At 70.1% G+C, this 26,082-nt stretch carries 26 protein-coding genes and 2 pseudogenes; 10 read left to right on the top strand and 18 right to left on the bottom strand.

Annotated features, from left to right (window positions below; all coding sequences use genetic code 11):
* Positions 1-286: 286 nt before the first annotated feature.
* The 3 genes from ABH920_RS07115 to ABH920_RS07125 form a co-directional block, all read right to left on the bottom strand.
* On the bottom strand, positions 287-1,132 hold the full coding sequence (locus tag ABH920_RS07115) for a helix-turn-helix transcriptional regulator (RefSeq protein ID WP_370348548.1): 846 nt from the start codon (positions 1,130-1,132) through the stop codon (positions 287-289).
* A gap of 240 nt (positions 1,133-1,372) precedes the next feature.
* The gene (locus tag ABH920_RS07120) at positions 1,373-1,642 is read right to left on the bottom strand and encodes a MerR family transcriptional regulator (protein WP_370348549.1); all 270 of its coding nucleotides are present in this window, start codon (positions 1,640-1,642) and stop codon (positions 1,373-1,375) included.
* A gap of 683 nt (positions 1,643-2,325) precedes the next feature.
* On the bottom strand, positions 2,326-2,763 hold the full coding sequence (locus ABH920_RS07125; protein ID WP_370348056.1) for an Hsp20/alpha crystallin family protein: 438 nt from the start codon (positions 2,761-2,763) through the stop codon (positions 2,326-2,328).
* A gap of 113 nt (positions 2,764-2,876) precedes the next feature.
* Between ABH920_RS07125 and ABH920_RS07130 the strand changes: the two genes are divergently transcribed.
* The 4 genes from ABH920_RS07130 to ABH920_RS07145 all read left to right on the top strand — a co-directional run bounded on the left by ABH920_RS07130 (position 2,877) and on the right by ABH920_RS07145 (position 5,016).
* Positions 2,877-3,554: an HSP18 transcriptional regulator gene (locus ABH920_RS07130; protein ID WP_370348057.1), complete on the top strand. Its 678-nt coding sequence runs from the start codon at positions 2,877-2,879 to the stop codon at positions 3,552-3,554.
* 38 nt (positions 3,555-3,592) lie between these two features.
* Positions 3,593-3,997 (top strand): DUF2267 domain-containing protein, encoded by a 405-nt coding sequence (locus ABH920_RS07135; RefSeq protein WP_370348550.1) that lies wholly within the window; start codon positions 3,593-3,595, stop codon positions 3,995-3,997.
* A gap of 282 nt (positions 3,998-4,279) precedes the next feature.
* A complete protein-coding gene (locus ABH920_RS07140; RefSeq protein ID WP_370348058.1) occupies positions 4,280-4,708 on the top strand; it encodes a hypothetical protein in 429 nt (142 codons plus the stop codon).
* Complete coding sequence (locus tag ABH920_RS07145) at positions 4,705-5,016, top strand: hypothetical protein (RefSeq protein WP_370348059.1); 312 nt, start codon at positions 4,705-4,707, stop codon at positions 5,014-5,016. Before ABH920_RS07140 ends, ABH920_RS07145 begins: the two co-directional genes overlap by 4 nt.
* A 40-nt stretch (positions 5,017-5,056) precedes the next feature.
* On the opposite strand, the gene otsB is transcribed toward ABH920_RS07145, so the two are convergent.
* From otsB to ABH920_RS07165, 4 genes and pseudogenes are all read right to left on the bottom strand, one after another.
* Positions 5,057-7,588, bottom strand: coding sequence for a trehalose-phosphatase (gene otsB / locus ABH920_RS07150; RefSeq protein ID WP_370348060.1), 2,532 nt, complete (start codon positions 7,586-7,588; stop codon positions 5,057-5,059).
* 390 nt (positions 7,589-7,978) lie between these two features.
* A complete protein-coding gene (locus ABH920_RS07155; RefSeq protein ID WP_370348061.1) occupies positions 7,979-8,377 on the bottom strand; it encodes a cupin domain-containing protein in 399 nt (132 codons plus the stop codon).
* 53 nt (positions 8,378-8,430) lie between these two features.
* Positions 8,431-8,562: pseudogene (locus tag ABH920_RS07160) on the bottom strand (carboxymuconolactone decarboxylase family protein); the annotation flags it as partial.
* A 29-nt stretch (positions 8,563-8,591) separates the two neighbouring features.
* Positions 8,592-8,912: pseudogene (locus ABH920_RS07165) on the bottom strand (hypothetical protein); the annotation flags it as partial.
* A 159-nt stretch (positions 8,913-9,071) separates the two neighbouring features.
* Between ABH920_RS07165 and ABH920_RS07170 the strand changes: the two are divergent.
* A complete protein-coding gene (locus ABH920_RS07170) occupies positions 9,072-9,482 on the top strand; it encodes a hypothetical protein (RefSeq protein WP_370348062.1) in 411 nt (136 codons plus the stop codon).
* Between the two features lie 61 nt (positions 9,483-9,543).
* Here ABH920_RS07170 and ABH920_RS07175 read toward each other — a convergent pair whose 3' ends face one another.
* A complete protein-coding gene (locus ABH920_RS07175) occupies positions 9,544-10,272 on the bottom strand; it encodes a HEAT repeat domain-containing protein (RefSeq protein WP_370348064.1) in 729 nt (242 codons plus the stop codon).
* A 13-nt stretch (positions 10,273-10,285) separates the two neighbouring features.
* Positions 10,286-10,855: a hypothetical protein gene (locus tag ABH920_RS07180; RefSeq protein WP_370348065.1), complete on the bottom strand. Its 570-nt coding sequence runs from the start codon at positions 10,853-10,855 to the stop codon at positions 10,286-10,288.
* A 214-nt stretch (positions 10,856-11,069) separates the two neighbouring features.
* Between ABH920_RS07180 and ABH920_RS07185 the strand changes: the two genes are divergently transcribed.
* Positions 11,070-12,254 carry a sensor histidine kinase gene (locus ABH920_RS07185; RefSeq protein WP_370348066.1) on the top strand — a complete coding sequence of 395 codons (1,185 nt, stop codon included), beginning with the start codon at positions 11,070-11,072 and terminating at the stop codon, positions 12,252-12,254.
* On the top strand, positions 12,251-12,925 hold the full coding sequence (locus ABH920_RS07190) for a response regulator (RefSeq protein ID WP_370348067.1): 675 nt from the start codon (positions 12,251-12,253) through the stop codon (positions 12,923-12,925). The genes ABH920_RS07185 and ABH920_RS07190 overlap by 4 nt, the downstream gene beginning before the upstream one ends.
* 257 nt (positions 12,926-13,182) lie before the next feature.
* Here the strand turns inward: ABH920_RS07190 and ABH920_RS07195 are convergent, their stop codons facing one another.
* The 4 genes from ABH920_RS07195 to ABH920_RS07210 all read right to left on the bottom strand — a co-directional run bounded on the left by ABH920_RS07195 (position 13,183) and on the right by ABH920_RS07210 (position 18,913).
* Positions 13,183-14,490: a S8 family serine peptidase gene (locus tag ABH920_RS07195; RefSeq protein WP_370348068.1), complete on the bottom strand. Its 1,308-nt coding sequence runs from the start codon at positions 14,488-14,490 to the stop codon at positions 13,183-13,185.
* A gap of 31 nt (positions 14,491-14,521) precedes the next feature.
* Positions 14,522-16,720 (bottom strand): hypothetical protein, encoded by a 2,199-nt coding sequence (locus tag ABH920_RS07200; RefSeq protein ID WP_370348069.1) that lies wholly within the window; start codon positions 16,718-16,720, stop codon positions 14,522-14,524.
* Positions 16,721-16,941: 221 nt separating this feature from the next.
* A complete protein-coding gene (locus ABH920_RS07205; protein ID WP_370348070.1) occupies positions 16,942-17,958 on the bottom strand; it encodes a LacI family DNA-binding transcriptional regulator in 1,017 nt (338 codons plus the stop codon).
* A gap of 115 nt (positions 17,959-18,073) precedes the next feature.
* Positions 18,074-18,913 carry a lipase family alpha/beta hydrolase gene (locus ABH920_RS07210; protein ID WP_370348071.1) on the bottom strand — a complete coding sequence of 280 codons (840 nt, stop codon included), beginning with the start codon at positions 18,911-18,913 and terminating at the stop codon, positions 18,074-18,076.
* Positions 18,914-19,098: 185 nt separating this feature from the next.
* Between ABH920_RS07210 and ABH920_RS07215 the strand changes: the two genes are divergently transcribed.
* Positions 19,099-19,761 (top strand): TetR/AcrR family transcriptional regulator, encoded by a 663-nt coding sequence (locus ABH920_RS07215; RefSeq protein WP_370348072.1) that lies wholly within the window; start codon positions 19,099-19,101, stop codon positions 19,759-19,761.
* A 76-nt stretch (positions 19,762-19,837) separates the two neighbouring features.
* Here the strand turns inward: ABH920_RS07215 and ABH920_RS07220 are convergent, their stop codons facing one another.
* Positions 19,838-20,572, bottom strand: a complete 735-nt coding sequence (locus ABH920_RS07220; RefSeq protein ID WP_370348073.1) for an alpha/beta fold hydrolase — start codon at positions 20,570-20,572, stop codon at positions 19,838-19,840.
* A gap of 52 nt (positions 20,573-20,624) precedes the next feature.
* Entirely contained in the window at positions 20,625-21,704 is a 1,080-nt protein-coding gene (locus ABH920_RS07225) for an aldo/keto reductase (RefSeq protein WP_370348074.1), read from the bottom strand.
* 158 nt (positions 21,705-21,862) lie between these two features.
* On the opposite strand from ABH920_RS07225, the gene ABH920_RS07230 reads away from it, so the two are divergent.
* Positions 21,863-22,816, top strand: a complete 954-nt coding sequence (locus tag ABH920_RS07230; RefSeq protein WP_370348075.1) for an AraC family transcriptional regulator N-terminal domain-containing protein — start codon at positions 21,863-21,865, stop codon at positions 22,814-22,816.
* 28 nt (positions 22,817-22,844) lie between these two features.
* On the opposite strand, the gene ABH920_RS07235 is transcribed toward ABH920_RS07230, so the two are convergent.
* From ABH920_RS07235 to ABH920_RS07245, 3 genes are read right to left on the bottom strand one after another with little or no spacing between them, the layout of a single operon-like run.
* Positions 22,845-23,954, bottom strand: a complete 1,110-nt coding sequence (locus ABH920_RS07235) for a hypothetical protein (RefSeq protein WP_370348076.1) — start codon at positions 23,952-23,954, stop codon at positions 22,845-22,847.
* The gene (locus ABH920_RS07240) at positions 23,951-24,253 is read right to left on the bottom strand and encodes a hypothetical protein (RefSeq protein ID WP_370348077.1); all 303 of its coding nucleotides are present in this window, start codon (positions 24,251-24,253) and stop codon (positions 23,951-23,953) included. The genes ABH920_RS07235 and ABH920_RS07240 overlap by 4 nt, the downstream gene beginning before the upstream one ends.
* 14 nt (positions 24,254-24,267) lie before the next feature.
* Positions 24,268-25,851: an MFS transporter gene (locus ABH920_RS07245; RefSeq protein WP_370348078.1), complete on the bottom strand. Its 1,584-nt coding sequence runs from the start codon at positions 25,849-25,851 to the stop codon at positions 24,268-24,270.
* On the opposite strand from ABH920_RS07245, the gene ABH920_RS07250 reads away from it, so the two are divergent.
* Positions 25,850-26,032, top strand: coding sequence for a hypothetical protein (locus ABH920_RS07250; RefSeq protein ID WP_194909267.1), 183 nt, complete (start codon positions 25,850-25,852; stop codon positions 26,030-26,032). The two genes, ABH920_RS07245 and ABH920_RS07250, sit on opposite strands and share 2 nt — an antisense overlap.
* The last annotated feature ends 50 nt before the right edge of the window (positions 26,033-26,082 follow it).

The raw sequence follows: 26,082 nt of genomic DNA on the forward strand, positions 1-26,082 counted from the left end.
ACTCTCTTCTCTCCTCCGACATGTGCTTCGTTTTCGAAGCACTTGCCGACCATAGCATGCTTCGAATCTGAAGCAAGCCTGGCTTGTGAATGACCCGCAGGCGTGAAGACCAGGAGAATCTGGTGTTCTACCAGCGCTGCGGCGTCCGATGGGTCAAGCATGGCGCGAACCAGGAACCGGATGAAGGGCCACCTTGTCCACGGACAACTTGTCCCTGGACAACCGGTCCGGGAAGCGGGCTGCCGTGCCGACGCCGACGAGCACCGACGAGCGCCGAAACGGACGCTCAGATCACCGGCGCGACACTGCCGCCGTCCACGATGGTCAGGCGCTGAAGCTTCTCCTCGCTCGGGGAACCGGGCTCGGCCATGAAGACCAGCAAGTCCTGGCTCTCGTCGGGATCCATCAGCCGCCAGCTGTACATCTCCAGCTCGCCCAGCTCCGGGTGCAGGTAGCGCTTGAGCTCGTGATGGTGGGTCACGTCCACCTCGTGCCGGCGCCAGACCTCGGCGAACTCGGGGCTGACCGCCAGCAGCGCCTCGACGATCTCGCCGGCCGTGCCCGCGGGGTCGGCCGTGTACACCGCCCGCAGATCCACGGTGAAGACCCTGCCGCGAAGGTCGTGATCCTCAGGTGGATAGATGGCACGTTGCGCCGGATCGGCGAACCAGCGATAGACCAGGTAGCGGGACATGCCGCTGAAACGGGTGTAGTCACCGAACAGGGCAACCGCCCCGCTGGTCTGCAGCAACGCCTCGCCGAACTGGGAGAACACGATCGCGGGCGTGTCGGCCAGACGCTCGACGATGCGCTGCATGGCGGGACTGACTCGCTCGTCGCGCAGGACACGCCGGACAGCCGAGTGCCCGCCGAGAGCGAGCAAGTGCTCCCGCTCACTCGGGCTGAGTTTCAGCCCGCGCGCGAGGGCGTCAAGCATCTGCTCTGACGGCATCGGACCGCGCTGCTGCTCGATCCGGCTGTAGTAGTCGGCCGACATGCCGGCCAGCACCGCGACCTCCTCGCGGCGCAGCCCACCGGCACGACGCCGGGAGCCACGGGGAAGCCCGACGTCCTCCGGCTGCAGAGCCTCGCGGCGGGCCCGGAGAAAGTCCGCCAGCAGTACCCGGTCCATCGCCTCGTCCGCCTTTTCGGTGGGTGCGGCTGCGTCCGTCGCGAGGTTTGGCAGACCGTGGCGGCGCGGCGCGCATATGGGCCCGGGCAGTGAGGTCTTCACCGGACAGCGGATCGAACAACACCTCCCGGACGCGATCGACATGCCCGGGAAGACGATCCTACTGCTTTGAATTCGAAGTGCACCTACGGCTTCCGCGGCGTCGACCGCCAACCAAGACGAACGTCTTCTGCTGTGGAACTACGCGGGGCTTGCTTGGGCGCCTTGGCGGATTTGCTCGTTGAGCCGCTGGGCTTCTTGCAGCTGGTCTTCCAGGACGATGATGCGGCAGGCGGCGTCGATGGGGGTTCCGGTATCGACGAGTTCGCGGGCGCGGGCGGCCAGGCGCAGCTGGTAGCGGGAGTAGCGGCGGTGGCCGCCTTCGGAGCGCAGCGGGACGATCAGTTTGGCTTCGCCCAGGGCTCGCAGGAAGGCGGGGGTGGTGCCGATCATCTCGGCGGCTCGGCCCATGGTGTAGGCCGGGTAGTCGTCATCGTCCAGCCGGTCGGCCGGAGTGGGATCGATACTGCCTGTCACTTGCACCTCATCTGCGCCGGAACGCGGTAAGGGGCCCGGTGCCGTACGGCACCGGGCCCTGAGGAATTAACACCATCTACCTACCGACGTGACGTCGGCTTACTTTCCGCGCTGGTCTTGTGCCGTGGCGCGGGGATCTCGGACTGCTGACCGGGGACCACCTTCCAATCCGGGGCCTGAAGTGCCCACCCGGACACGAATGTGCCGTCCGGGCGATCCTGATGGCGTTGCCTCCTGTTCCTACGGGTTGTACTGACCGGGTACTACACATGCGGTACTGCTCGGCAGCTCCGGGCTCTTCCCGGCTGTCGGTTCCTGCACCTGTACTGCTGGTTTCGGAACCCTATTGCCGTCTTGCTTTGCCGTCTTGCTCGCGCCAGTTCGTGTCTGTCGCGCCTTGTCGACTGCTGTGCTTACGACAGAAACCATACCCACACAGATCGCGGATGTCTACATCGCTGGCTATAGATTTTCGCGAGCAGTCGGGCGAGGTGTGCTCCGTCCGGTGCATGGGCCGAAGACCGGCTGCGTCGGCCAGGCCGTTCTTCCGGTGACCGCCGGAGAGGGGGCGGCCACCGGAAGACGTGGGTGGCGTGTCTTTCGGCCCGCCGCTCGGGTCAGGCGTTGATCGCCTTCTTCTCCCCGGAGGTGGTGATCTCGACCTTGCGGGACTTGGCCTTCTCTGCGACCGGGATGCGCAGGGTGAGCACGCCGGCGTCGTAGTCGGCCTTGATGTTCTCGGTGTCGAGGGTGTCGCCGAGGAACAGCTGGCGGGAGAACGCGCCCAGGGGCCGTTCGGAGATCTCCACCTTCGCCTCGCCCAGGGCGGTGGGACGACGCTCGGCCTTGACGGTGAGTACGTTGCGTTCGACGTCGACGTCGATGGCGTCCAGGGACACGCCGGGCAGGTCGAAGCAGACCACGAACTCCTCGCCCTCGCGCCAGGCGTCCAGGGGCATCGGGTTCGGGCGGGACCAGGTGCCCGCGGCGGTGGTCCCGAGCAGCTGCTGGGCGATGCGGTCCAGGTCACGGAACGGGTCGGTGCGCATCAACATGGGGGTCACCTCCAGGTGAGTGGTCGACCATTGGGGTCGACTCGCTGACAGACACCGGTATAGCATGTCATCGGAACGACGACAAGTGATGGCGTCGCCTAGGAGATGACGCGATGAAAGAAGCACCGAACAGCCAGGCCGCGCCCGGGGACGCCGGGTTCGACACCGGCGCCGCCCTGGGACAGATCGCCGCAGCGATGCAGGCGATGCACGCCCCGGCCGGCCTTCTGGGAGCCCCGGCGCCGGCGGGGTTGAGCGCGAACCAGGTGCTGGGCGCCTTGACGCTGCTGCGCGAGCTGCGTACGGAGATAGCCGGCTGGGAGCCGCAGCTGATCGAAGCCGCCCGGGCGTTGAACACCAGCTGGGCCGATCTGGCCCCGGCCCTGGGCGTGGCCAGCCGGCAGGCCGCCGAACGACGCTACCTGCGGCTGCGCCCCGCCGCCGACGGAGCCGAAGGCACCGGAGACCAGCGGGTCGCCGCCGAGCGGGACCGGCGGGCCGGCGACAAGGCCGTCGCCGGGTGGGCCCGGGACAACGCCGCCGGGCTCCGCCAGCTGGCCGGGCAGATCGGCGCCCTGACGGACCTGGGCGAGCGCGCCGACGAAGACCTCGCCGCGCTGCACACCGCCCTGGGCCGCGACGACGCCGCGGACCTGTTGGGGCCGCTGGCCGACACCCGAGGCCACCTGGCCTCCGGCCATCCGGGCCTGGCCGAGCAGGTCGGGGCCCTGGACGCCAGCATCGCCGAGGTCCGCGCCGCCTCCGACCGCAGCCGCCGGCCCGGCACGTAAGCACCACCGGACACGTTCCATCCAGGACAGGAGGGTTGATCATGGTGCGTTTCGAGTCGTTCATGGAGCAGGTGATCGATCGCGGTGAATACCGCAGCCCTGATGAGGCGGACCGAGCCGCCCGGGTGGTGCTGGCACTTCTGGGCGCGCACCTGATCGGCCGTACCCGGGCTCAGCTGGCCGCGTCGCTGCCGGAGACGTTCGCGTTGATCCTGCTCAACCCGCTGCCGGCCGCCCAGCCGCTGAACGCCGAGCGTTTCGTACGCGCCACCGCCGCCTGGATCGAAGGCGCCACCGAGGCCACGGCGCTGTGGGACATCGGCGCGGTGCTGTCGGTGGTCGCCGACATCGCAGGTCCCGACCTGATGGCCCAGGTACTGCTGCAACTGCCCACGGACTGGCCGCCGCTGTTCGGTATGCCCGAACCCGCCGACACCGCCTGAACCCGACCCACCAACGGCCGGCGGGCACATCCCATCACGCGGCAGGCCCGGCTGTCGTCTCGCCTCACCACCTCACCGGCCTGCGCGACGCCCACACCACGAACCCCGACGACCCGGCCCTGCCCGACCCCGCCCGCTTCGCGAAACTGCTCACCGACCGCCTGGCCCACGCCGTGTAACAACAACTACGGCCACAGCACACACGCGGTGCGGCCCACCCGACCAACGGGCCGCACCAGCCGCTCAACCACCAGCCCCACGCCCGACCGCGACAACACTCCCGTGACCACCATGACCGTTTCGATGCTCGCCGTTCCCACCATGAGCAGCCGCCATCATCTGCTGCCCGCGCTGGAGGCCGCCGTCCACGCCTCCCGCGAGGCCCACGAAGCCACCCGCTCCCACACCGACACAGTTCTGGCCTGCCAGCACCTGCCCGCCGAGGTCTACCAGTACGCGCCCCACCTGTCGCACGCCACGAACACCCTCACCGCCGCCGGCCGCGCCGTGACCGTAGCCACCGGCGATGCCACCGCCAACCCCACGCCCGACAACCTCCACGCACTACGCCGCGCCACCGCCGAACTGACCGCCGCCACCGCCGCCCTGCGCTACCAGACCGCAGCCCTGGCGACCGCCGCCAGCTGGTTCAGCACGCCGACCGCGCTGCCACCAACCGACGCCGCCCCCGAAGGAGGGCAGCCGCTGTGACAGCCACACTCACGCTGGCCGAGACCACCGCACCATGCGCCCGACCGACTGTGCTCACGGTGTTCCTCAACGGCGCCCCGCAGATCACCACCGACGAACGCTTCACCCGCCACCAACACGCCGACGGGGCCATCAACTGGGACGGCATCCTGGCCGAACCGGGCTGGAGCACCGGACAACGCATACTGATCAAGCTCGCCGCCGCGTTGACCGGAAATCAGCACCTACCCCCCGACAACCTGAGCGCACACCTGACTCGCCAGCAAACAGACCTCGTACTCGCGATGTGCCGAACAGCGCGGCTATAGCCCGTGGACAGATGCGGGGCCGCATCATGGACGCTGCCGGCTATCCGGCCGCCAGAAGGTTCGCGCAGCGGATCAGCCCGATGTGGGAGTAGGCCTGGGGGTGGTTGCCCAGCGATCGTTCGGCGATCGGATCGTACTGTTCGGGCAGGAGACCGGTCGGTCCGGCGGCGCTGACGATCTCGGTGAACAGCTCCACGGCCTCGTCGCGGCGGCCGGCGAGGAGGTAGGCCTCGATCAGCCAGGCCGCGCAGATGTGGAATCCGCCCTCGCCGCCGGGCAGGCCGTCGTCGCGTCGGTAGCGATACACCGTCGACCCGCTGCGAAGTTCTGACTCAATGGCCGTCACCGTCTGCTGGAATCGTTCGTCAGCCGGGTCTATCAGCCCGCTGAGTCCGACGAACAGCGAGGCGGCGTCCAGGTCCGTGCCGTCGTAGGCGGTGGTGAACGCCTGGACCTCCTCGTTCCAGCCGTTCTCCAGGACGTCGGACCGGATCTCGTCGCGCAGCGCCTCCCAGCCCGCCGGGATCTCGCGGCCGTAGTCGCGGGCGAGGGTGACCCCGCGGTCCATGGTCACCCAGCACATCACCCGCGAGTAGACCCGGTGCCGCGGCGTGTGGCGCTCCTCCCAGATCCCGTGGTCGGCCTCGTTCCAGCGGCGCGAGACCGCCTCGGCCATCGCCTGCACCAGCCGCCAGTCCTCGTCCCGCAGTCCTCCGCGCGCCTCGGCCAGGGTCCGCACCAGCTCCACCACCGGACCGAACACGTCCAGCTGCACCTGGTGGTTGGCCAGGTTCCCCACCCGCACCGGACGCGACCCCGCGTAGCCCGGCAGCGACTCGATCACCGCCTCCGCGCCGATCACGGTGCCGGCCAGCGTGTACAGCGGGTGCAGCCACTCCGGGCCCGCGAGGGTGTCCAGCACCCCGTGCAGCCAGCGCAGGTAGCCTTCGGCCTCCTCGACCGATCCCAGGTGGACCAGTTCGCGCACGGTCATCGCGGCGTCGCGGATCCAGCAGTAGCGGTAGTCCCAGTTGCGGACGCCGCCGATGTCCTCCGGCAGCGACGTCGTCGCCGCGGCCAGCACGGCGCCGGTGTCGGCGTTCACCAGACCCCGCAGCGTCAGCGCCGAGCGCAGCACCAGATCGGTCTGGACTCCGGGAAGACTGAGCTTCGAGGCCCAGTCAGCCCAATACCTGCCCGCATGGTCCCGCCGTTGCAACTCGGGCAGTTCGTGATCGTCCAGCTCGGTCGAGCCGCACCGCAGCTCCAGCACGATCGGATTCCCGGGCGAGGGCTGGACCAGGGCGGAGGCCGTCTCATGCTGACCGTCCGAAGTGATCGTCCAGGCGACGCCGGGAGAGCGCAGCACGAACGGCTCCGACGTGCCGACCACGCGCAGGCCGCCGTCCTCCGCGACCAGCGTCACCGGCACCCCGCCGAACTCCGGACGCGGCGCGAACGTCACCTCCGCGGGCGCCTCCCCGGAGATCACCCGCACGAGGTTCGTCTGGTGCGGCGGGCTGTACGGTTCGAGGTAGTCGGTGACCAGCAGGCGTGACCAGCGGGTCTCGACGGTCATGGTGTTCGGAAGGTAGCGCTGGCCCAGCGGCAGGCCGTTGCGGTTCGGCTTGATCGAGAAGCACCCCGCACCCGGTCCGCCGAGCAGATCGGCGAACACCGCGGGCGCGTCGGGGCCCGGGTGGCACAGCCAGGTCAGTCTGGCGTCCGGGGTGAGCAGCGCCACCGACCGCTCGTTGGCGAGCATCGACAGCCGCTCGATCGGCATCGCGGACTCCCCGTAGAGCCAGTTCCGCCGCTCCTCCAGCAGGAACGCCAGCAGGAGCGCGACGTCCGCGGCCTCCGGGACACGGTAGGTGGCCAGCGACTCGCCTTCTCCGACCTTGATGCCGACATCCGGGCCCGCCAGCCGCGCGAACGCCTTCTCGTCGGTGACGTCGTCGCCCAGGAAGACCGTCGCGGTCGCGCCCGCCTGATGGCGCATGAAGTCCAGCGCCTCGCCCTTGTCGGTGCGGATGACCGCGAGCTCGACGACCTCCTTGCCATCGGTGGTCGACACACCCTCCCAGGTGGACGGCCCACGGTGCACCTCAGCCAGGACTCTGCGACCCGCCTGGTACTCGGCCCGGCGGACGTGCACCGCGATGCTGGCGGGCTTGACCTCCAACGTCACGCCCGGCACGTCGAGCACCAGCCTCTCAAGCTCCGCCTGCAGGCGGTGGAACAGCTCGCGGGGCCCCGGCTCGATGGCGTGGACGAAGCCGATGTCGAACTCCGAACCATGACTGCCGACCAGGTGCACCTCGGCCGGCAGCCGCGACAGCGTGGCCAGGTCACGCAGGGCGCGGCCGGAGATGACCACGGTGGTCGTCTCATGCAGCGAAGCCAGGGACCGGAGCGCGCCGACCGACTCCGGAAGCGGCCGGGCCTCCTCCGGATTCAACGTGATGGGGGCAAGCGTGCCGTCGTAGTCGCAGGCAACCAACAGACGCGGGGTCCGAGCGATCTGGACGATGGCGCGTCGCAGCTCGGCGGGAAGGGCCTCAGCGGGCAACACAGCTCCTCAGGGAGTTCGAGTTCGACGGCGGGTTCGAGTTCGTGGGCAGGTTCGAGTTCGTGGGCGGGTTCGGTGCGGATCGGGGAAGTCGCCTTGACCCGTCCATCATCGCGGACCGCGGTGGCCGCGATGCAGATGTGTCCGTATCTCGCCAAACGGCCCGCGCGCGCCGGGGATTCAATTTCGGCCGATGGGCTGCTGCTTCGTGATCTCCGCCATGGCTTCGGCCTGTCCTTCGAGCACGTTCTGGTTCTCGAAGCTGTAGGTCGGATTCGTTGAAGACTCTCCTTGATGGCGCGGCGCTCGTCCATGGCGCGATAGGCCTCGGCGGCCTGTTTGAGCGGCAGGTCGTTCCTGGCGTGGCCTGGTGCTACCTGGTACGCGCCGTCAGCGGGTACTGCGGCGCGGGCCGTTGTATTCGATGTCCGTGACGTGCTCGAGCCAGGCGACCTCGTCGCCTTCCCACAGCGCGAGGTGCGCCATGAACCGGTCGGGGGCGGCGCCGTGCCAGTGCTCCTCGCCGGCCGGGGTGAACACGACGTCGCCGGGGTGGGCTTCGACGATCTCGCCGCCGCGGGCTTGGATCAGCGCGATGCCCTCGACGATGTACAGGGTCTGGCCCAGCCCGTGGGAGTGCCACGCGGTGCGGGCGCCGGGGGCGAAGCGGACCATGTTCGTCCGGACCCGGGAGGGATCGTCGCCGCGGTAGATCACATCCGCCCAGGCATCGCCGGTGAACATCTCCGCGGGCAGCTTCATGGTCGCGGGGCGCTTGAGGATCTCCATGGTGGCGCTCTTCTCTCTTCGTCGGGGGATCGTTGGCTTGGAACAGAAGTCGGCTACTCGGCGGCGGGCTGCTCAACGATCGCGTGCAACTGGTTGATCGCGGTCATCGCGCTCGGCCATCCGGCGTAGAAGGCCAGGTGGGTGATGGCCTCGGCCAGCTCTTGCTCACTCAGCCCGTTCTTGAGGCGGCAGGTGTTGAATCTCGCTCCGACCACTACTCAACCGGCGATCCCGACGACGTGGGAGTCACGCTCGAAAGGGGTAACGGCAGGGACTCCCAACCGCGGCTCCACCACCCCGAACGGTCAAGCGGTGCGGTCGGCCGGTTCGGCGGGGTCGTCGGAGGGTTCAGGTGTCGCGCTCCAGCTCGCCAGCAGCGCCAACGCGTCTGCGGTCGGCTGCCGGGCTCGGCGCTGTAGACGGCGAGGGTCTGGCCGGTTTCGGTCGGCAGCTGCAGAGTCTCGTGGTCGAGGTCCAGCGCCCCGAAGACCGGGTGATGCAGCCACTTCTTCTCCTGCCGGAAGACGTAGACGTCGTGGGCCGCCCATCAGGGGCCTTAGTCCCAGGTCAGGCTCAGCCCGGACGCCTGTGAAAAGAGGGCTGTCGGTGGCATGCCGTTAAATCCGTCGTCCCAAGACTGCCATCGCTACGATCCGGTCACGCGACTACGGAGCCCGCGGCGAAAGGGAACGACGTGCCATACCTGGGTCGAATCAACATCACCGGGCCGGAGCCCGAGGTGGAACGTCGGCAGCATTTCGTCAATGCCTTGTCTTCGGCCATGACCGAGGGGTGGACATCGGTCTTCGCGGTCGCTCTCAGCGCGGGCGACGTAGTCGGCCCGGCGGCGGGCCGAGTCGCGCCCGCTCGCAAGGTGCTCGAGCACCACACCATCTGCTACTCCGGCGGGGCGACGGTCACGGCCGTTATGGACGGCGACGGTTTGGACTTTGAAGAAGCGGCGGCTGCGCTCGCGTCGCTGGGGCGGCATCTGACTACCTGGAGTCCTGAACTGTTGCAGTACACGTTGCAGCGAGTCGAGATCTCCCGGCTTGAGCAGCGCTGGGATGAGGACCACTGGCTGCCTCCGCTCGATGTCCCCTAGAAGCTGCCGCCGATCCTCGATCTCATCGCCCGGCTCGCGTAGGAGGCCGCGCGCGAGACGATCACAGATCGGTGGCGCCGATCCAGCTGATCGACGCCACGAGGCCAGGGGCCGTGTCGACCGCCTCGGCAGCCAGCAACGCCCAGTCGCGGCAATGCGCGACGTTCCGGTCCCACGTCCAGCTACGGTCGAGGTCCCAGTCGACGTCGGACGCGCCGTGCCAGAACCGCCGTCCGTCGGTGCCGATCTGCCAGATCTGGAAGTACAGCACCGCCTGGCTGTGCGCCGCGAGGTCTTCGACGATCTCGGACAGGTGGACCATGGGCCACAACGGATACGCTTCGTCGCCGCTGCTGACGCGCAGCGCCGCCGACCGCGGCGGAAGCACGACACGACGAGCTCCGAGTCGGGTCAGGGCCCAGCGGATCCCCTCGCCTTCGCTATGGTCCGGTGACTCGCCGCGCTGCCGAAATGCCTCATAGGCCCTCGCCAAGGCTGGTACGGCACGCTCGACAGCGAGTTCACCCAAAGCCTCGGCGGCCCACTGTCGGACGGTGTCGCTCTCGCTGTTCAGCAGGCTGATGAGGATGTCCGCAGCCCTGGGGTCACCCAAGGCAGTGAAGATCTCAATCGCGCACAACTGTCCGAACCGGCCCATGCCGGGAACCGCGGCGATCACGTCGTCCAGAACGTCGGGCCCCATGGCCGTCAACGCGTGCTGAGCGTCCTCCGCGGTCTCGGTCGAGTCCGCGTCCAGATCGCGTACCCGGCGTGCGATCTCGCTGTTCACAGTCATCTCATAGTCATCGAGCGGCGCGGGGCAGTCGGAGGGCGGACACGAGGAAGAAGATACCTCCGAGCGCCGCATAGCCCGCGAGCACCTTCAGCGAGGGATCAGTCTTGGCCGAGTCGGCGAGGAACGAGGCGCCGGCCAGTACCGAGATGCCGCCACTGAGGATCATGGGCCACTGGCCGCCCATCGAGCGGCGCAGCAGCGCCACGGCGAGTTGGACCAGGCCTGCGGCGATGGCCCAGGCTCCCCAGACGCGCAGGGCGTTGGCGGTCCCGGAGGCGCCAGCGGTGCCAGCGGTGCCGGCGATGGCCAGGCCGATCGCGGCGGCGGTGCTGATGGCCATGTTGGCGTAGAGGGCCTTGGTGGAGCGTGTGGTCCGCGAAGTCTTGGCGTCGACGATGGCCGCCGCCACGTCGAAAGCGGGATAGAGGAACAGCAGGATCTTCGTCGCAGGCTTGAGATCGGGGCCGAGCGAGGCCAGGAGCGCCGCCCACAACGCGGCGAAGACGAAGCGGACGATGTACAGCCGGCGCAGGGTGGGAGCCGAGGTGGCCTGGTCGGATGTGGCGGTGAGAGTCATGGCTGCTCCGTAGGGTTTCGGTGGGGACGGGGACACGGAGGTGCGGCAGCCCGGTTGGCCGCTGCCCTGCAAAAGGAGTCTCGGCGTCTTCGGCCGGCGCCACGTACTTCGAACGAAGTAGTTCTCCGCCAAGGCCCCGCAGCCCCGCCAACCGGGTTCGCGTCTACATCGTTCGAAGTACGCGACCGCGGCACACGTGAACGAGAATCAAGCCATGGCCCAGCCGCAGGACGATCACCAAAGGACCGCGACTCCCCTGTGGATCCGCCGCCCCGAGGTGCTGCATCTCGCCGCCTACACCGTGGCCGCGCTGGTGTTCGCCGGCCAGGTCGTGGCCGTGCTGGTGCGGGGTTCGGACTGGCCGACGTCCCTCGCCGTGCTGCTCGCCGGCGGTGGTGTCGCCCTGTCGTGGCGGTGGCCGTGGGCCGGCCTGGTCGTCACGAGCGCGGCGTCCTTCGCCGTCACCGCCGTGGGCCGGGATCCCCTGTCGGTGTGGATGATGGCCGTCCTCGTGCTGTTCTCGGTCACCTTCCGGGGACGCCAGGCCCTGATCGGAATCGCCGTCGTGGCGGCGTCCTTCCTGGGAGCGTTCATGACGGTGGGAGGCTTCCGCGGCGGCGCCGTCGTGGGCGCCGCCGCCCTCTTCTCGGCCATCGCAGGCGGAGCGACCGGGGCGGCACTGCGCATCCACCGCGACCGGTGGTGGATGCTGGCCGAACGCGCCGCGAGCGCCATCGCCACCCGCGAGATCGAAGCCACTCGGCGGGTGGTCGAGGAGCGGCTGCGGATCGCCCGGGACCTGCACGACGTTGTCGGCCACCAGGTCGCGATGCTGAGCATGCATCTGGGAGTCGCGGAGATCGGACTCCCCGAGGGCTCCGACGCGTCCCGGCAGGCCCTCGTCTCGGCCAGGTCCGCCGCGCGCACCGTGGTCGTCGAGACGCAGCGGATTCTCACGCTCCTGCGCCGCACGGACGACGCGTCAGAGGCTGAAGCGCTCCGGCCGATCCCCGCGCTGAGCAGTTTGGAAGGGCTCATCGGTTCCTTCGAGAGCATCGGCCTGGACATCCGGCCCTCGATCGACGTCCCCGCCGTCTTCGTGGAGCCCAGCGTCGGCGTGACCGTCTACCGGGTCGTCCAGGAAGCGCTGACGAATGCCCACCGGCACGGACAGGGGACGGCGACAGTCGATGTGCACGAACGCGACGGCAGGATCTGCGTCACCGTGGAGAACCGCGTCGGCCAGCCGTCCCCCGGCTCCAGCCCGGGCGGCGGACTCGGGCTCGTGGGCATGCGCGAACGCGTCGAGTCCTCCAGCGGACGCCTGACGATCGACAACGACGGCGAACGCTTCCGGGTCCGTGCCGAGTTCAGCCCGCTGGGAGCGGCCCTGCGATGACGCGCATTCTGATCGTCGACGACCAGGACGAAATCCGCGCCGGCATCCGGGCGATGCTGCGGCTCGACCCGGATCTGGTCGTCGCCGGCGACCTCTCCGACGGGCTCCAGGCCCTGCCCTTCCTCCGAGCCCACCCCGTCGACCTGGTCCTGATGGACATCCGGATGCCCGGCATCGACGGTGTCGAGGCCACCCGCCGGATCCGCAAAGAACACCCGCCCGAGAAGCTGCGGGTGATCGTCCTGACCACCTTCGACCAGGACGACATCGTGCTCGCCGCCCTCCGCGCGGGCGCCAACGGCTTCCTGAGCAAGACCGTGAGCCCCGCCGAACTCGTCGCCGGCATCACCGAGGTCGTCGCCGGAGGCGGTGCGCTCTCCGCGGTCGCGACCGCCGCGCTCATCGGCCACATGACCCACAATCCGCCGCCGGTCGTCGACCGGGAGCTGCTGCGGCGCTTCGACGCCCTGACCCCCAGGGAGCGGGACGTGATCGTGCTCGTCGCGAGCGGTCTGGGCAACGACGAGATCGCGGCCCAGCTGCACGTCTCGCCGTTGACTGTGAAGACGCACGCCGTGCGGGCCATGACGAAGGTCGGCGCCCGCGATCGAGCGCAGCTCGTCTCGTTCACCTTCCGCGCCGGCCTCTACCCCGGAGCCCCCGGGACTTGAACAGGGCCTGGGGCTTCCAGGCGAAGTTCGGGGGCAAGCCCAGCAACTCCACAGCGTCGACACTGCCCCGGACGAAGGCGTCGACGATGACGACGGCGACCAGCCTCGGGGTCTGGCTTGCGCCGGCGAGCGGGTGTCCGCGCCGCGGCCCGGGGTGAATCAGGGATTGTGTGACGTCTATGCGGCTGCTGCTCGTACCGGGGTCCGCCGCCCCAGACACCTGGCCGGGAGCGGGGCGGCGGACCTGCCAACCTCTGTCAGAAGTCCGCCAACCCCTTCGGCGTCCCCCACCCGGTGGGACCGTCGTAGCCGACCACCGCGTTGCACTGGTAGTCGCCGCCGCAGTCCATGCCGCTTACCGAGTTGTTCCCGCCGACCACGTCGTTGAGGCCGGACGCGTGCGCGTACAGGTACGACGCGTCGGGGAACCGTCCCGGGTGTCCGCCGAGGGCGACGACGCCGGCGAGGAACGGGGAGGAGGCGCTGGTGCCGCCGATGATGCCCCAGCCTTGGCAGCCTTCCGTGCAGTAGACGGCGGGGCCGGTGTTCGGGTCGGCGTCGGCTGCGATGTCGGCGACCATGCGGCCGGGGCAGTTCGGGTCGGTCTGCCACGCCGGTTTGGCGAACCAGGCCGAGCAGCCGCTGCCGGAGCCCGACCACGCCGTCTCGGACCAGCCGCGGGCGTTCGCGGCGCGGGTCAGCGAGGTGCCGCCGACGGCGATCACGCTGCTGTAGACGGCCGGGGCGCTGGCCGGCTGGAAGCCGTAGTCGCCGCTCGACGCGAGGATCGCGACCCCGGGGTGCGAGTAGTGCGGGGCGAGCCGTGCCGAGTCGGAGCCTTCGGGGCCGCCGTAGCTGTTGGAGACCTCGTTCGCCCCCAGCGCCACCGCTTCGTCGACGGACGCGGCGAGGTTGTCGGTCGTGGCGTCGTCAGCCTCGACCAGCAGGATGTGGCACTGCGGGCACGCCGCCGAGACCATGTCCAGGTCCAGCGCCTCCTCCACGCTCCAGCCCTGGTCGGCCGGCAGCGGCGTGGCGGCGCCGCGCTGGTTCACCTTGGTGAAGCAGCCGTTGGCGGTGGTGCACGCGGGCAGGCCGTAGGTGGTGCGGTAGACCGCGAGGTCGGCCTCGGCCGTCGCGTCGTCGCCGGCGTCGACGATCGCAACAGTCTGCTTCGCGCCGCCGGTGGCCGGGAGGCCGTAGGCCGCGCGCAGGTCGGTGGGGCTCAGGCCGGCGGGCAGTGTCGCGGCCGCCGGTGTGGCACGGGCCGCCGCCGGGCCCCGGACGCCGGTTCCGCCGTGGACGTCGGTCCGGATCCGGGCGAAGCAGCTCGCGTGGCCGGGCAGGGCCGTGGCGCACACGGGTACCGAACGTGCCGCGCCGAGCTGGGTCCCACTGCCGTTGGCGGTCGTCGGCGTCGCCGCCGTTGTCGCGCTTGTCGTGGTTGACGCGGTCGCCGCGCTCCCGGTCGCCGCGCTAGCCGTCGGCGCGACTGTCGTCGCCAGGCCGAGAGCCGCGGTGGCGCCGGCGGCCAGGAGTGCCAGGACTCTTATTCGAGACTTCATATCTGCGGGAATCTCCTTGCTGGAGCGCCGGTCAGCCGACGGTGTAGGGGTTGGTGACGGTCTGCGTGATCGAGCCGCCGATCGCGTCGGTCGCGGTGACGCGCACCGTGACCGAGCTCCCCGGCGCGGGGTTGCACCACTGCGCGACGTAGTGGCCGACAGCACCGAGAGTCGGCACGTCCTGCCAGCTGGTGCCGCCGTCGAAGGACACTGACACCCGCGCGGAGACCACCGGGGCGAGCGAGCCGTGCCCGCCGAAGGAGTGGTGGCCGATGTCCAGGACCAGCACCTGGTTCCGGCCGGTCGAGACGTTCGTCTGGGACAGCCCGCCGTACTTGTAGCCGACGGTCAGGACCGGCATGATCTGGCACGGCGCCGACGGCTGGCCCGCGGCCCGGGCCGCCGGGCAGTAGTTCCCGTCCGGGAGTGTGGACCACGCGTCGGTCTTGCCGGTGTACTGGAACGTCACGTCGGTGTGCGTCTTCGTGGACTGAGTCGCCCCGGCCGGCCGGGCGGCGTCCAGGACCGCGCGGATGGTCGCCGGGCCGGTACCGATGTTCGGCAGGATGATCGCCGGGGCCTGGAACGGCCCGGGCGGCTGGGACACCTGCTGGCCGTTCACATAGAAGGCCGCCGTGGTGGTGTCGCCGATGCCCGCGCCGATGGTGTCCGGGTTGCTGTCGCCGGTGTCGTCGAACTCGAGGTCCATGTTCCCGGCACCGACGCACGCCTGGCAGTCCTCATCGGCCGCGGCCTCGGGATAGCGGCCGAAGACCGGGGCGGACGGCGCCTTGCCCCAGGTGTGCTCCGAAACCTGGCCGGCGTAGTAGGTCTTCGCGCCGGACTGGAGGCCCAGTCCCCCCAGGCCGCCGGGCGCACTGGCCCAGGGACCGCTGACGCCGGTCACCCAGCGCCCCGGGGTGAAGTACGACGTCGACTTCAGCGGCATGGAGGTTCCGAACATGAAGGCATCACCCGCGCCCGGATCCACCGGTGCGGCGTCGACACCGCGCGTGGTGCCGGCGAGGGCCGGATCGGAGGCGATGTCCTCGGTCTCGGCGGCCAGGTCGCGGTCCGCGAGATGGTGGGTCTGATCGGCGTCGATGTGGTCCGAGGTGAAGTCCGTGAAGTACTGGTACTGGCTCTGGTCCGCAGTGGCGCCGACCGGGCCGGACGCGGACTCGAACGTGTCGATCAGGAACTTCCCGACCTTCGCCGTCGGCTGCGGCGACACCGTGATCGGCGTCGTGCCGGTGTAGATGAAGAACTCCCCGAGGACTACGGCAGGGCCCTGAGCCGGCGTCCGGACGATGCGCTGCATCGAGTCCTGCGGCGTCGAGGGCTGCTGCGTAGTGATGGAAACCGGCGCGGTGGCGGTCCGCGCGTCCAGGGTCAGCGCCGGCACGTCGCCCGACGCGGGGACCGCGAAGTCGTTGACCGCGACCTGCGCGTCCGCGGTGATGTCGCCGATGGAGTCGTAGGAGTAGTCGCTCATGTAGGCGGCGTAGTTCCCGGCGGGCAGCGCGATCCGGGCGACGCCGTTCTCGATCGGCTCGCTCAGCGTCATGATCCGCGAGTCGTCGGTGTTGATCACCGTGACGTAGCTGTCGAGGGCGGCCCCGTCGGTCCCGACGGCGTTGATCTGCAGGATCCGCATCGGATAGGCCGGAGTGACCGGCGTTCCGACGCCGGCCAGCCGCATCGAGGCCAGGCCGAGGAGCCCGCCGCTGCCCACGATCCGGCCCGCTGCCTTGTCGGCGGCGATCTGCTGCCGCAGCGCGGCGGCGAACGCGGCCCCGGACGCCGGGGTCAGGTAGCCGGTGGCCGTCTGCCCCGCGACCGCGGTCAGGGTGACGCCGGCCGGCGCGCTCGGCGTGACCCCGGCCCGGAACGCCAGCGACACCGGGACCTGCCCGTTCGGCGCGGTGGCGGCGAGCCGGGTGACGTCGAACAGCGACAGGTCGAGCAGCCGGCCGGCGAACGGCACCGCCTCGGCCGGGACCAGGTAGTTGTCGCCGTTGGCGTCGGTGAAGGTGTTGAAGGCCTGGCTCGGCCCCCCGGGCTGCACGCGCATGCCGGCCGGGGACATGGTGACGCTGTCGCCGGTGGGCAGCACGACCTGGCCGGTCAGGCTTGATGAGGCCTGGATCGCCGCCCCAGGTGTGGCGGCCCTGGCGACGTCAGCGGAAGCCCCCTCAGGCATGACGGTGAGCGCCGCGACAGCTGCCACGGCGACACCCAAGGCCGCCACGCGGGCGGTTCGAGTTCTCTGGTTTCGCACCCTGATTCCCTCTGGTGAAGGTCGGTAGGACGCACCCAATCAACCAGACAGGCGCAGTCTCCGTCAGGGAGCTGATTTGGCGAGAACCCGACAGGGCTACGAGCCAACCCGGAGGCCGGGCCAGCGCGTTCTCCGGACTGGCCGAGCTTTCACGCCGAGTCCGGAGAAGATCACGCCGATTCCCGGATCACCAGCTCCGGGGACAACGTCACCGGCGATCCGGCCGCACCGCCGCCGATCTGTGTCAGCAGGCTGTCGACCAGCGCCTGGGCCATGGCCTTCAGCGGCTGGCGCACCGTCGTCAGCGACGGGTCGGCCAGCTTCGCCGGCGGCGCGTCGTCGAACCCGATCACCGCGACGTCGTCGGGGATGGCCCGGCCCGAGGCGCGCAGCGCCCGGATCGCGCCCAGCGCCATCAGATCGCTGGCGGCGAAGACGGCGTCCAGGTCCGGCGCGCGGTCGAGCAACTCGGTCATCGCCGCCTCGCCCTGGTGCAGCGTGAAGTCGCCAAAAGCCACCACCGGCGGGCCTTGCAGCTCGCGCCGGAAACCGTCGAGGCGGTCCACGCCGGCCGCCATCTCCTGAGGGCCGGCGATCGTCGCGATCCGGCGGCGTCCGCCGGCCGCCAGGTGCCGGACGGCCCGCGCCGCGCCCTCGGCGTTGTCCGCGTCGACGTACGCCATGTCCGGCGACGCTCCCCGCAGCGGCCGGCCCAGCACCACGGCCGGGAACCGCGCCTGCGCGACGGACCGGACCGGCGGGTGGTCGTCGTGGAAGGACACCAGGATGACGCCGTCGACGGGGCCGCCGTCCAGGAAGCGATCCAGCCCGACGCGCTCGGCGGCACTGCCGACCATCTTCAGCACCATCTCGATGTCCGACCCGGCCAACGCCCGCCCGACCGCCCAGATCATCGAGCTCAGGAACGGATCGGCGAGCACCAACTCCGCGGGCTCGCTGACGATCAGCGCCACCGAGCCGGCGCGCCGCGTGGCCAGCGACCGCGCAGCGCGGTTGGGCAGGTAACCGAGTTCCGCGACCGCCGCCTCGACCGCCCGGCGCACCCGCGGCGACACCACCGACGAACCGTTGACCACCCGCGAGGCCGTGGCGCGCGAAACACCCGCGCGCGCCGCCACCGATTCCAGCGTCGGCAGATCGGGCCCGCGGCCGGCCGCCTCGGTCATCTGCCCCTCCCGTATGGCTCTTGGGAAAGCGTATCCCGCCGGCATCCCGCCGGGGCATGAGATTCCGCCGGGTAGAAGCCGGAGCCGACGTCGCGGGGCCGCCCGCCGCTCCGGCTCAGCCGGGCGAGCCGAGGACGCACAGGAACCCGCTCGCGTGCTGCGGGTCGAGCGCGTTCTCGATGAGGTGCCAGACGTTCGGGTCGTAGGCCTCGCCGATGTGGCCGACCGGGTCGAAGGGGCAGGTGTCCTGGACGTACTCGTTCGTGACGCCCGGTTCGTTCACGAAGGACGTGGCGGTCGGCGTGACGAGTTCGTCCGTGCGTGAGGTGATGACCGTGTAGTGGACGCCGGGCTGCGCGATCGGGCCGTTGTCGAGCGCCGTGACGGCGGCGCCCCCGGTGACGAGGTCGGAGCAGGCGCCGCAGCCGAAGGCGTCGAGCACGGCCTGGGTCTGCGGCTGGATGCCGAGCGCCATGGCGATCGAATAGAGCCCGGCGAAGCTGGTGCCGTGGGCCGGCGGGGCCAGCGCCACGACTTTGTCGACGGCGGCGGCGACGTTCTGCGTCTTGGTCACGTACAGCGCCTGGAACGCGCCCTCGGAGTGGCCGACCAGATCGACCTTCGGCGCGCCGGTCTCGGCGAGCACCTGGTGGATGAAGGCCGCGATCTCGGGGGCGGAGTCGCTGATCTGCCTCAGACCGCCGACCAGCGGGAAGCCGGGGTAGGCGCCGTAGGTCGCGCTGAAGGTGCAGTAGCCCTTGAGCGCGAGGTCGGCTTGGAGGAAGTTCAAGTCCTCGTAGTAGGTCGCGCCGAGACCGTGCAGGAGGACCACCGGGTAGGGATGCGCCGCGCTGGGCTTGCACGACGCGTCGTTGTCGCCGCCGCCGGTGCCCGCCGAGGCCTGGCCCGCGCCGGTAGTGAGGGAGGCGGCCAGGACGAGGGCGCCGGCGACCAAGGGGGCTGCGATCCTTCGGATCCGGCCGGATGGGGGCGTGCGGAAGCCTTTCGGTCTCATGGGGATCCCTTCTGCTGCGTCAGGGATGGTGTCTCGGTTCGATACCGTGCGGTATCGGATACTCGGAAGTATCGACCTGTTAGATTGAAAGTCAATACTCGACGACTCAGCGCGGGGAGGTCGACGTGGCGGCACCATCCACCGGCGACGCCGCCGATGCCATCACTCCTGCCGCCGTGCGCGCACGGAAACGCCCCCACCGGTCACAGACCCGGCGGCAGGTGCTCGACGCGGCGTTCGCCGTGTTCAGCGAACACGGGATCGCAGCCAGCAGCCTGAACCAAGTCGCCGCAGCGGCCGGCCTCACGAAGGGGGCCGTCTACTCGAACTTCGCCTCCAAGGACGACCTCGTACTCGCCCTGATGGAGGAACACGCCGCGGCCCGCACCGACGCCGCACTGGCCGGCTTCACGAGCGCCGACGCCGGCGACCCGCAGCGCGCCCTGGCCCAGATGGCCGCCGCACTGGTCCACGGAATGCGCGCCGACGCAGCCTGGCACCGGCTGCTCGCCGAGTACTTCGCGATGTCGTCGCACGACGCCGGACGCCGCGAAGGCCTGCGCCACCGGCGCCGCGAAGTCCGCGACGCGGTGGCACGGGCCGTGGCCCGCGTCAGCCAGGACCTCGCCATCAATCTGCCGTTCGCCCCGACGGAGATGGCCACGGTGATGCTCGCCTTGAGCAACGGCCTCGCGGTCGAAGCCGCCATCGACCCCGACGCCGTCCCGGACGACCTGCTGGGCCGGGTGCTGGTTCTGATCGCGGGCGACAGCGCCGCGCCGGGGTAGGCGGCGGTCGCGGCACGCCGGTGAGGGGTAGGTTCAGGCGGATTGGGCGCGCAGGGTAGCCCAGTGCGCGATCTTCCTACGGTTCAGCCGTCGCGGCAGCCGCCACCCTGATCACACGCGCCACGACGTCAGGCTGCGAAAGCGGGACGGCGTGCGAGGATGCGACCTCGGCGATCCGTGATCCGGCGCGGGCGGCCATGAAGTGCAGGATTTCCGGCGGGAGTGAGCGGTCTTCGGTGGAGACCACGGCCCAGGAGGGGATCGTGCGCCAGGCGGGCCGGCCCGTGAACGTCTCGCCGAGGGCCGCGGGCTCGATCGGGCGCTGGCTCACGGCAAGCACCGCGGCGTCCTGCGGGGGCAGGTCGGCGGCGTAGGCCTCCGCGAACCGCCCCGGCTTGAGGGTCAGGTCGGCGCCGCCCAGTGGGTTCGGAAACACATCAAGGTTCTCCGGAACCAGCAGAGTGCCGGGGTACTTGGCGTTGAGCTCCCCGGCGCTCTCCCCCGAATCCGGCTGGAACGCCGCGACGTACACCAGCGCGCTCACGCGGCCGGTGGCCGCGATGTCCGGATGCGAGATCACGGCGCCGGCCCACGAGTGGCCGGCCAGGACCACCGGTCCGTCGATGCGTTCCAGACAACCCACGAGGTAGGCCACGTCCTGCTCGAGGCTGCGCATCGGCAGTGCGGGGGCGGTGATCGGATGGCCGGAGTCCAGGAGTCGCCGGGCGACCTGATGCCAGATCGAGGCGCCGGTCAGGGCGCCGTGGACGAGGACGGCGGTGCGAGTAGAAGTAACGTTCGTTCTCTCCATGACGCGGAGCCTAGGGCCCGCGCTCGACGGGAGTCAACAGAACGTTCGTTCTCTAGTACCGCACGTCGCTTTGCAGAAGCGGCGGGTAGACCGCCGATTCCTCGCCGTCGACGGTCGTTCCGGCGAACTGGAGCATCGCACGCTGCGCGCCGTGCATCGGGGCCGGATAGTTCAGCGTCGGGGCGGAGACCTCGTTCAGGGTCCGTAGTTGCTCGGCGCTCAGGGTGACGTCGAGCACGGCGAGGTTGGACTCGAGGTGCGTGATCCGGCGGGCCCCGATGATGGGGACGACGTTGCCCTGGGCTCGGAGCCAGGCCAGGGAGACGGCTGCGGAGGTCGTGTCCAGCGCTTCGGCGATCGCGGCAACGGCCTCGATGACCTCGTACTCGGCCTCGGTCGGGCCGCCGACGAAGGAGGTGCGGGCCGAGTCGGTCACCTGCGTGCCGCGCCGGTATTTGCCGGACAGGAAGCCGTTCTTCAGGGGGCTCCAGGGGACCAGCGTCATGCCCTGGTCGTGTGCCAGAGGGCTGAGTTCGCCTTCGACCGTGCGGGCCAGCAGCGAGTACTCGACCTGCAGGGCGATCAGCGGGGTCCAGCCGCGCAGGAGGGCGGTCGTCTGGGCCTGCGCGGTGAACCACGCGGGGGTGTTGGAGAAGCCGAGGTAGCGGATCCGGCCGGCGCGCACGAGGTCGTCCAGAGTCTGCATCGTCTCCTTGACCGGGGTGTTGCGGTCCCAGTTGTGCAGCCAGTACAGGTCGAGGTAGTCGGTGCGCAGGCGGCGCAGGGTCTGATCGAGTTGCCGGCGGATCGAGCTCCGTCCGGCGCCGCCGCCGTTGGGGTCGCCGGGGTGCATGTTGAAGAAGAACTTCGATGCCAGGACGGTGTGCTCGCGGCGTCCGGGCCGGGCGGCGAAGTAGTCGCCGAGGATCGCCTCGGAGTGGCCGTTGGTGTAGAAGTTGGCCGTGTCGATGAAGTTGCCGCCCTGGTCGAGGTAGGCCTCCAGGATCTTCTCCGACTCCGCGACGCTGCATCCCGCGCCGCCGAGATCCTCGCCGAAGGTCATGGCGCCGAGCGCGAACGGGCTCACGCGCAGCCCGGAGCGGCCGAGGGTGACGTAGCTGTCGAGTGTCATGATCGTGCTCCTCAAAGCGAGTGGTGCATCGTGTCCCCTCGATCAAACCCTCGCCGATCTGCGGCTGGTAGACCAGAACGGGCCCAGGCTTGCACGATCCTGCTCCATCCGCGCGGATCGGGTTGTCCGAGCCGGGACGCGGATGGTTTCGTGAAGTCATGCTGGAGGAGATCCGCCGCCTCATCGCCGCGCACGCGCGGCCGGACCTGCGCACGCCGATCGACGGCCTGCTGCTCTCGCGCGTCAGCTCGAGCGAGACCGACTATTCGATGACCTCGCCGCTGCTGGTCGTGATGGCGCGGGGCGGCAAGCGCCTGCTGCTCGGCGACCGGGTCTTCCAGTACCGGGCCGGCGATCTGCTCCTGGTCACCGCTGACCTGCCGGTCACCGGCCACTTCTTCGACCTCTCACCGCGGGCCCCGTCGCTGGCCGTGGGCCTCGAACTGCGCCCCGCGCTGATCGCCCCGCTGCTCCTCGACGCGGCCTCCGCTCCCCCGGCTCGTCCCGGCACGGGCGCCAGGGCAGGCGCCAGGGCAGGTGCCAGTACAGGTGCCAAGGCAGGCGCGATCGCGACCGGCGTCGCGGACGCCGACCTGCTCGACGCCCTCGTCCGCATGCTGCGGCTGCTCGACCACCCGGCGGACGTGCCGGTGCTCGCGCCGTTGTACGAGCGCGAGATCCTCTGGCGGCTGCTGACCGGCCCGCACGGCGCGGTGCTGCGCCAGATCGGGCTGGCCGACAGTGCCCTGACTCACGTGCGCGGGACCATCCAGTGGATCCGCGAGCACTACGACGAACCGCTGCGGATCCCCGACCTCGCCCGGCAGGCCGGCCTGAGTCCGTCGGCGTTCCATCGCCGTTTCCGCGACGTCACCGCGCTGAGCCCCTTGCAGTTCCAGAAGCGCATCCGGCTCCAGCAGGCGCGGGAGCTGCTGGTCACCGACGCCGGCGACATCGCCGCAGTCGGCCACCGCGTCGGATACGACAGCCCCTCGCAGTTCAATCGCGAGTACCGGCGGCTGTTCGGCGCGCCGCCCGGGCAGGACGCGGCCAGACTGCGCGTCGGGTCGGGTTCGGGCTCAGGCGCCGAACCGCAGCAGGTCCTGCCCTAGTCGGCCGTGGTCGGCCGTAAGTCGGCGATCACTCGACGCTCGCCACGGCCTTCAGACGATCGCCGGAAGAAAGAACAAGCTCCCCCAGTTCGGCATTGACCGCTCCCAGCCACGCGACCAGGGCGGCGCCGTCCACGTCCAGCTCGGCCGCGAGGTCCCGCTCGTCGAAGCAGGAGCCGAGGTACGCGGCGCGGGCCCACCGCACCGCCAGCCGGTCCGTGAGCTCGGATTCGGTGTGCTCGAGTCCGAGTCCGTCGCGATCCAGCAATGCGACCGCGTGGAGAAGCGTCAAGTGGACGTACACGTGGAACGCCGCCAGAGTGCGGTCCGCGGTAAAACTGCGGCCGGGCCCTCCCCACGGCACCGGGGCACGGTGGCTGGCAGCATCCTGATAACCACTACGGAGCATGCGACGGGCCAGGCCGAAGTCGACGAGTTTCTGGTGCAGGGACTCATGAAGTACCGAGTCCGCGCCGGCCAGGGGGTCGGCCGCGACGCGTTCGTTCAGGTAGATCACGAGCGGCGTGGCGCTGATGTAGGCGCTGTGCGGCGCACCCTGGAACAACACGACGCCGTCGACGAGCGCCGCCGTCTCGGGAGCCACGGTCGGCAGGCACGCGTAGAGCAGCCGGAACGCCCGATCGACCGAGTCCTGCGAAGGCGCGGCCGGTTCCTGGAGCGCGATCTCGACGGTGAATCCGTCGTGGGCCATGGCCGCGTGGAAGCGCTGCGCGAGCTGTTGTCCGAGCGTGTCGTCGACGTCCGTGAGTGTCGGCGGCCGGAGCAGGCCAGCCGTCGCGGGAGCCAGAGCCGAGACCGGCACCGGCGGAACGGGCTCCAGGCTCCGCGCATACGCCACCAGCTCGACAAGCTGTCGCAGCCGTTCGTCGGAGCGCTCCTCGCGGTCGCGCAGCCGCAGGAAGGCCTCGTCGGCGAATCCGCGCAGCAGCGACCGGCTTTGCGGGCTGTGGGCCTTCTCGGCGAGATCCGCGAACGGCGGGAAGATCTTGCCCAGCAAGGCGTAGAGGCCGCCGTAGTAGACGTCTGCGTTGGCTCTCAGGGCGCTGCTGTCGCCGAACATCCCGCGCGCCAGATGCCGGTCCAGCTCACGGAGCCTGGCCAGCTCTGCGTCCGTCACTGTTCGGCCTCCTGCTGTTCCACCGACTCGATCAAGCCGACTCCACTGAGTCCGTCCAGGACACGGTCGAAGCGGCGTTCGGCCTCGTCCGCGCCGAGGCGTCCGCCGACCGTCGCCGCAAAGCGCTCCGCCGCCGCCTGCCGCGGGTGTCGGGTGACGAGCTCCAGGACGTACAGACTGACCTTGTCGAGGATCAGGACGTAGGGCTGCCGCCCCGTGAAGGCGAATGCGTTCGACAAGTCGTCGTACGGCCGGACGTCCCACTCCTGCGACCTGCGGTATCCAACACTCAGGGTCATGATTCCTCCCGCGCTCATCCGGTCGGGGCGGCGGCCTCGGATCGGGCCGCGCGCAGTGTCGGGGCGACTAGGGCGGCCACGCCGACGATGCTTCCGAGAACCCCCGCCGCACCGAGCACCACCGCGCTCGTCCGGACGGGGTCGGCGTGCGCCAGGTCCACCGCCGGGCCGGCGATGAGCAGCCCCAGCGGCGTCGCCGCCTGCACCAACGAGCGCCGGATCCCGAAGACCTGGGCCTGGCGCTCCAACGGCACCGCCGTCTGCCACAGCGTCTGGTAGGCGCTGGTGACGCTGGGCAGGACGAACGCCGCGCAGAACGCCGACACCAGCCACCACGGCGCCTGTCCGCTGACCGCGGTCAGCACCGGACCCGCCAGGCACGCGGCGGCGACCCCGGCGGGTACCAGAACACTGCTTCTCACCCGGCGCATGATGACGACGGCGCTCAGTCCCCCGAGCACCGCGCCCAACCCGGCGGCGGACGACACCGACCCCAGGATCACCGCGTTCTGCCCCGAGCGCAGCATCAACAGCGGCTTGCTGAGCACGGCACCGACCGCCGAGACGAAGTTCAGGGTGAAGAAGACGAAGACCAGCCCGCGCAAGGTCGGCCGGCTGGCGATGAAGCTCAGGCCGGCCCTCATGGTTCGCAGGGCGCTGTCCCGTCCGGCGCCTGCTCCCGCCCGGGTTTCGGCATTGTCCGCCTGCGGCTCCGCGCGATCGCCGGGAACCCTGGTGAACGCCAGCGTGACGAAGCCGGCCAGGTAGCTGAGCAGGTCCACGAGCAGCACCGCGGGAAGCCCGGCCAGCTTCAACAGCAGCCCGGCGGCCAGCGGCGCGATGACGGAGCCCGCCGATTCGCCGAAGCCGATCTGCGCGTTGGCGCGGGCCAGACCGTCGGCGCCGGCCAAGGTGGTGACGACTTTCGAGTAGGCGAGCCAGTGTGCTGCTTCGAGGACGCCCTCAGTCACGCCCACGAGGTACAGGTGCCACGTGCGCAGGTCGTGATGGTGCGCCAGAAGCAGGAGAACCACGGCGACGACGGCCAGAAGCGCGTCGCACGACAGCATCACGGACTTGGCGCTCAGCCGGTCGACCCACACGCCCAGAAATGGCGAGAAAAGTATTCCCGGCAGCAGATTGGAAAGCAACAGAAAAGAAAGCGTGGACGCGCGGCCGTCGGTCTGCCAGGCCCACAACGTAATGGCGAACCAACAGATCTGTCCACCTACCGCGGACGCGAATTGTCCGAGCCAGACCGTGGTGGCGGCGGATCTCAGAGACCGCGCGCGCAAAGTCGATCCGATGACCGCACCTCCCCGTGAACAGCACCGACGATCCCTGAGAGTAGCAGCGCCGCTCGGGGCGAACGCGATGACGGTGTTGCGTTCAACCGTCGAAACCGGGAAGTCCGCAGGCTCGGACAGCGGATTCAAGCACTTGACTGGCCGCTCAATCGCGTTCAACTGTCCAGCCGGGCAATCCGCTTTGTGTGGACAGTGGACTCCGGCATTGGCTAACTTCACGCCGAGCCGATCACATTCGGCTTGTGAGTAAAGGCACCGGTGCACCGTGCCCTGAGAAAGGGGAAAGCCCATGCAGGAATCGAGCACGCTGCAGGATCTCGAGGCGACGCTGGCCGCCACGTTCGAGGCCGGCGACTGGGGTCTGGACGCCGCGATCGCGGAGCAGTCCGGGACCGAGCTGGTCGACACCTCGATCCGTCCGATCAACATGGACCTCAACGACCTGATGGGCAGCCGTCCGGTCGGTAACTGAGTCCAGAACGGGCCCGACCCTCCCACAGGTGACACACGGGGACGGGACTA

Origin of the sequence: Catenulispora sp. EB89 (genome assembly GCF_041261445.1) — a bacterium.
Lineage (GTDB): Bacteria > Actinomycetota > Actinomycetes > Streptomycetales > Catenulisporaceae > Catenulispora.

Excerpts from the sequence above, each read along its gene's own strand:
- ABH920_RS07115 (WP_370348548.1), bottom strand. The coding sequence starts at position 1,132 with ATGGACCGGGTACTGCTGGCGGACTTTCTCCGGGCCCGCCGCGAGGCT.
- ABH920_RS07120 (WP_370348549.1), bottom strand. The coding sequence starts at position 1,642 with ATGGGCCGAGCCGCCGAGATGATCGGCACCACCCCCGCCTTCCTGCGA.
- ABH920_RS07125 (WP_370348056.1), bottom strand. The coding sequence starts at position 2,763 with ATGTTGATGCGCACCGACCCGTTCCGTGACCTGGACCGCATCGCCCAG.
- ABH920_RS07130 (WP_370348057.1), top strand. The coding sequence starts at position 2,877 with ATGAAAGAAGCACCGAACAGCCAGGCCGCGCCCGGGGACGCCGGGTTC.
- ABH920_RS07155 (WP_370348061.1), bottom strand. The coding sequence starts at position 8,377 with ATGGAGATCCTCAAGCGCCCCGCGACCATGAAGCTGCCCGCGGAGATG.
- ABH920_RS07180 (WP_370348065.1), bottom strand. The coding sequence starts at position 10,855 with ATGACTCTCACCGCCACATCCGACCAGGCCACCTCGGCTCCCACCCTG.
- ABH920_RS07185 (WP_370348066.1), top strand. The coding sequence starts at position 11,070 with ATGGCCCAGCCGCAGGACGATCACCAAAGGACCGCGACTCCCCTGTGG.
- ABH920_RS07190 (WP_370348067.1), top strand. The coding sequence starts at position 12,251 with ATGACGCGCATTCTGATCGTCGACGACCAGGACGAAATCCGCGCCGGC.
- ABH920_RS07195 (WP_370348068.1), bottom strand. The coding sequence starts at position 14,490 with ATGAAGTCTCGAATAAGAGTCCTGGCACTCCTGGCCGCCGGCGCCACC.
- ABH920_RS07205 (WP_370348070.1), bottom strand. The coding sequence starts at position 17,958 with ATGACCGAGGCGGCCGGCCGCGGGCCCGATCTGCCGACGCTGGAATCG.
- ABH920_RS07220 (WP_370348073.1), bottom strand. The coding sequence starts at position 20,572 with ATGGAGAGAACGAACGTTACTTCTACTCGCACCGCCGTCCTCGTCCAC.
- ABH920_RS07225 (WP_370348074.1), bottom strand. The coding sequence starts at position 21,704 with ATGACACTCGACAGCTACGTCACCCTCGGCCGCTCCGGGCTGCGCGTG.
- ABH920_RS07230 (WP_370348075.1), top strand. The coding sequence starts at position 21,863 with ATGCTGGAGGAGATCCGCCGCCTCATCGCCGCGCACGCGCGGCCGGAC.
- ABH920_RS07240 (WP_370348077.1), bottom strand. The coding sequence starts at position 24,253 with ATGACCCTGAGTGTTGGATACCGCAGGTCGCAGGAGTGGGACGTCCGG.
- ABH920_RS07250 (WP_194909267.1), top strand. The coding sequence starts at position 25,850 with ATGCAGGAATCGAGCACGCTGCAGGATCTCGAGGCGACGCTGGCCGCC.
- ABH920_RS07245 (WP_370348078.1), bottom strand. The coding sequence starts at position 25,851 with ATGGGCTTTCCCCTTTCTCAGGGCACGGTGCACCGGTGCCTTTACTCA.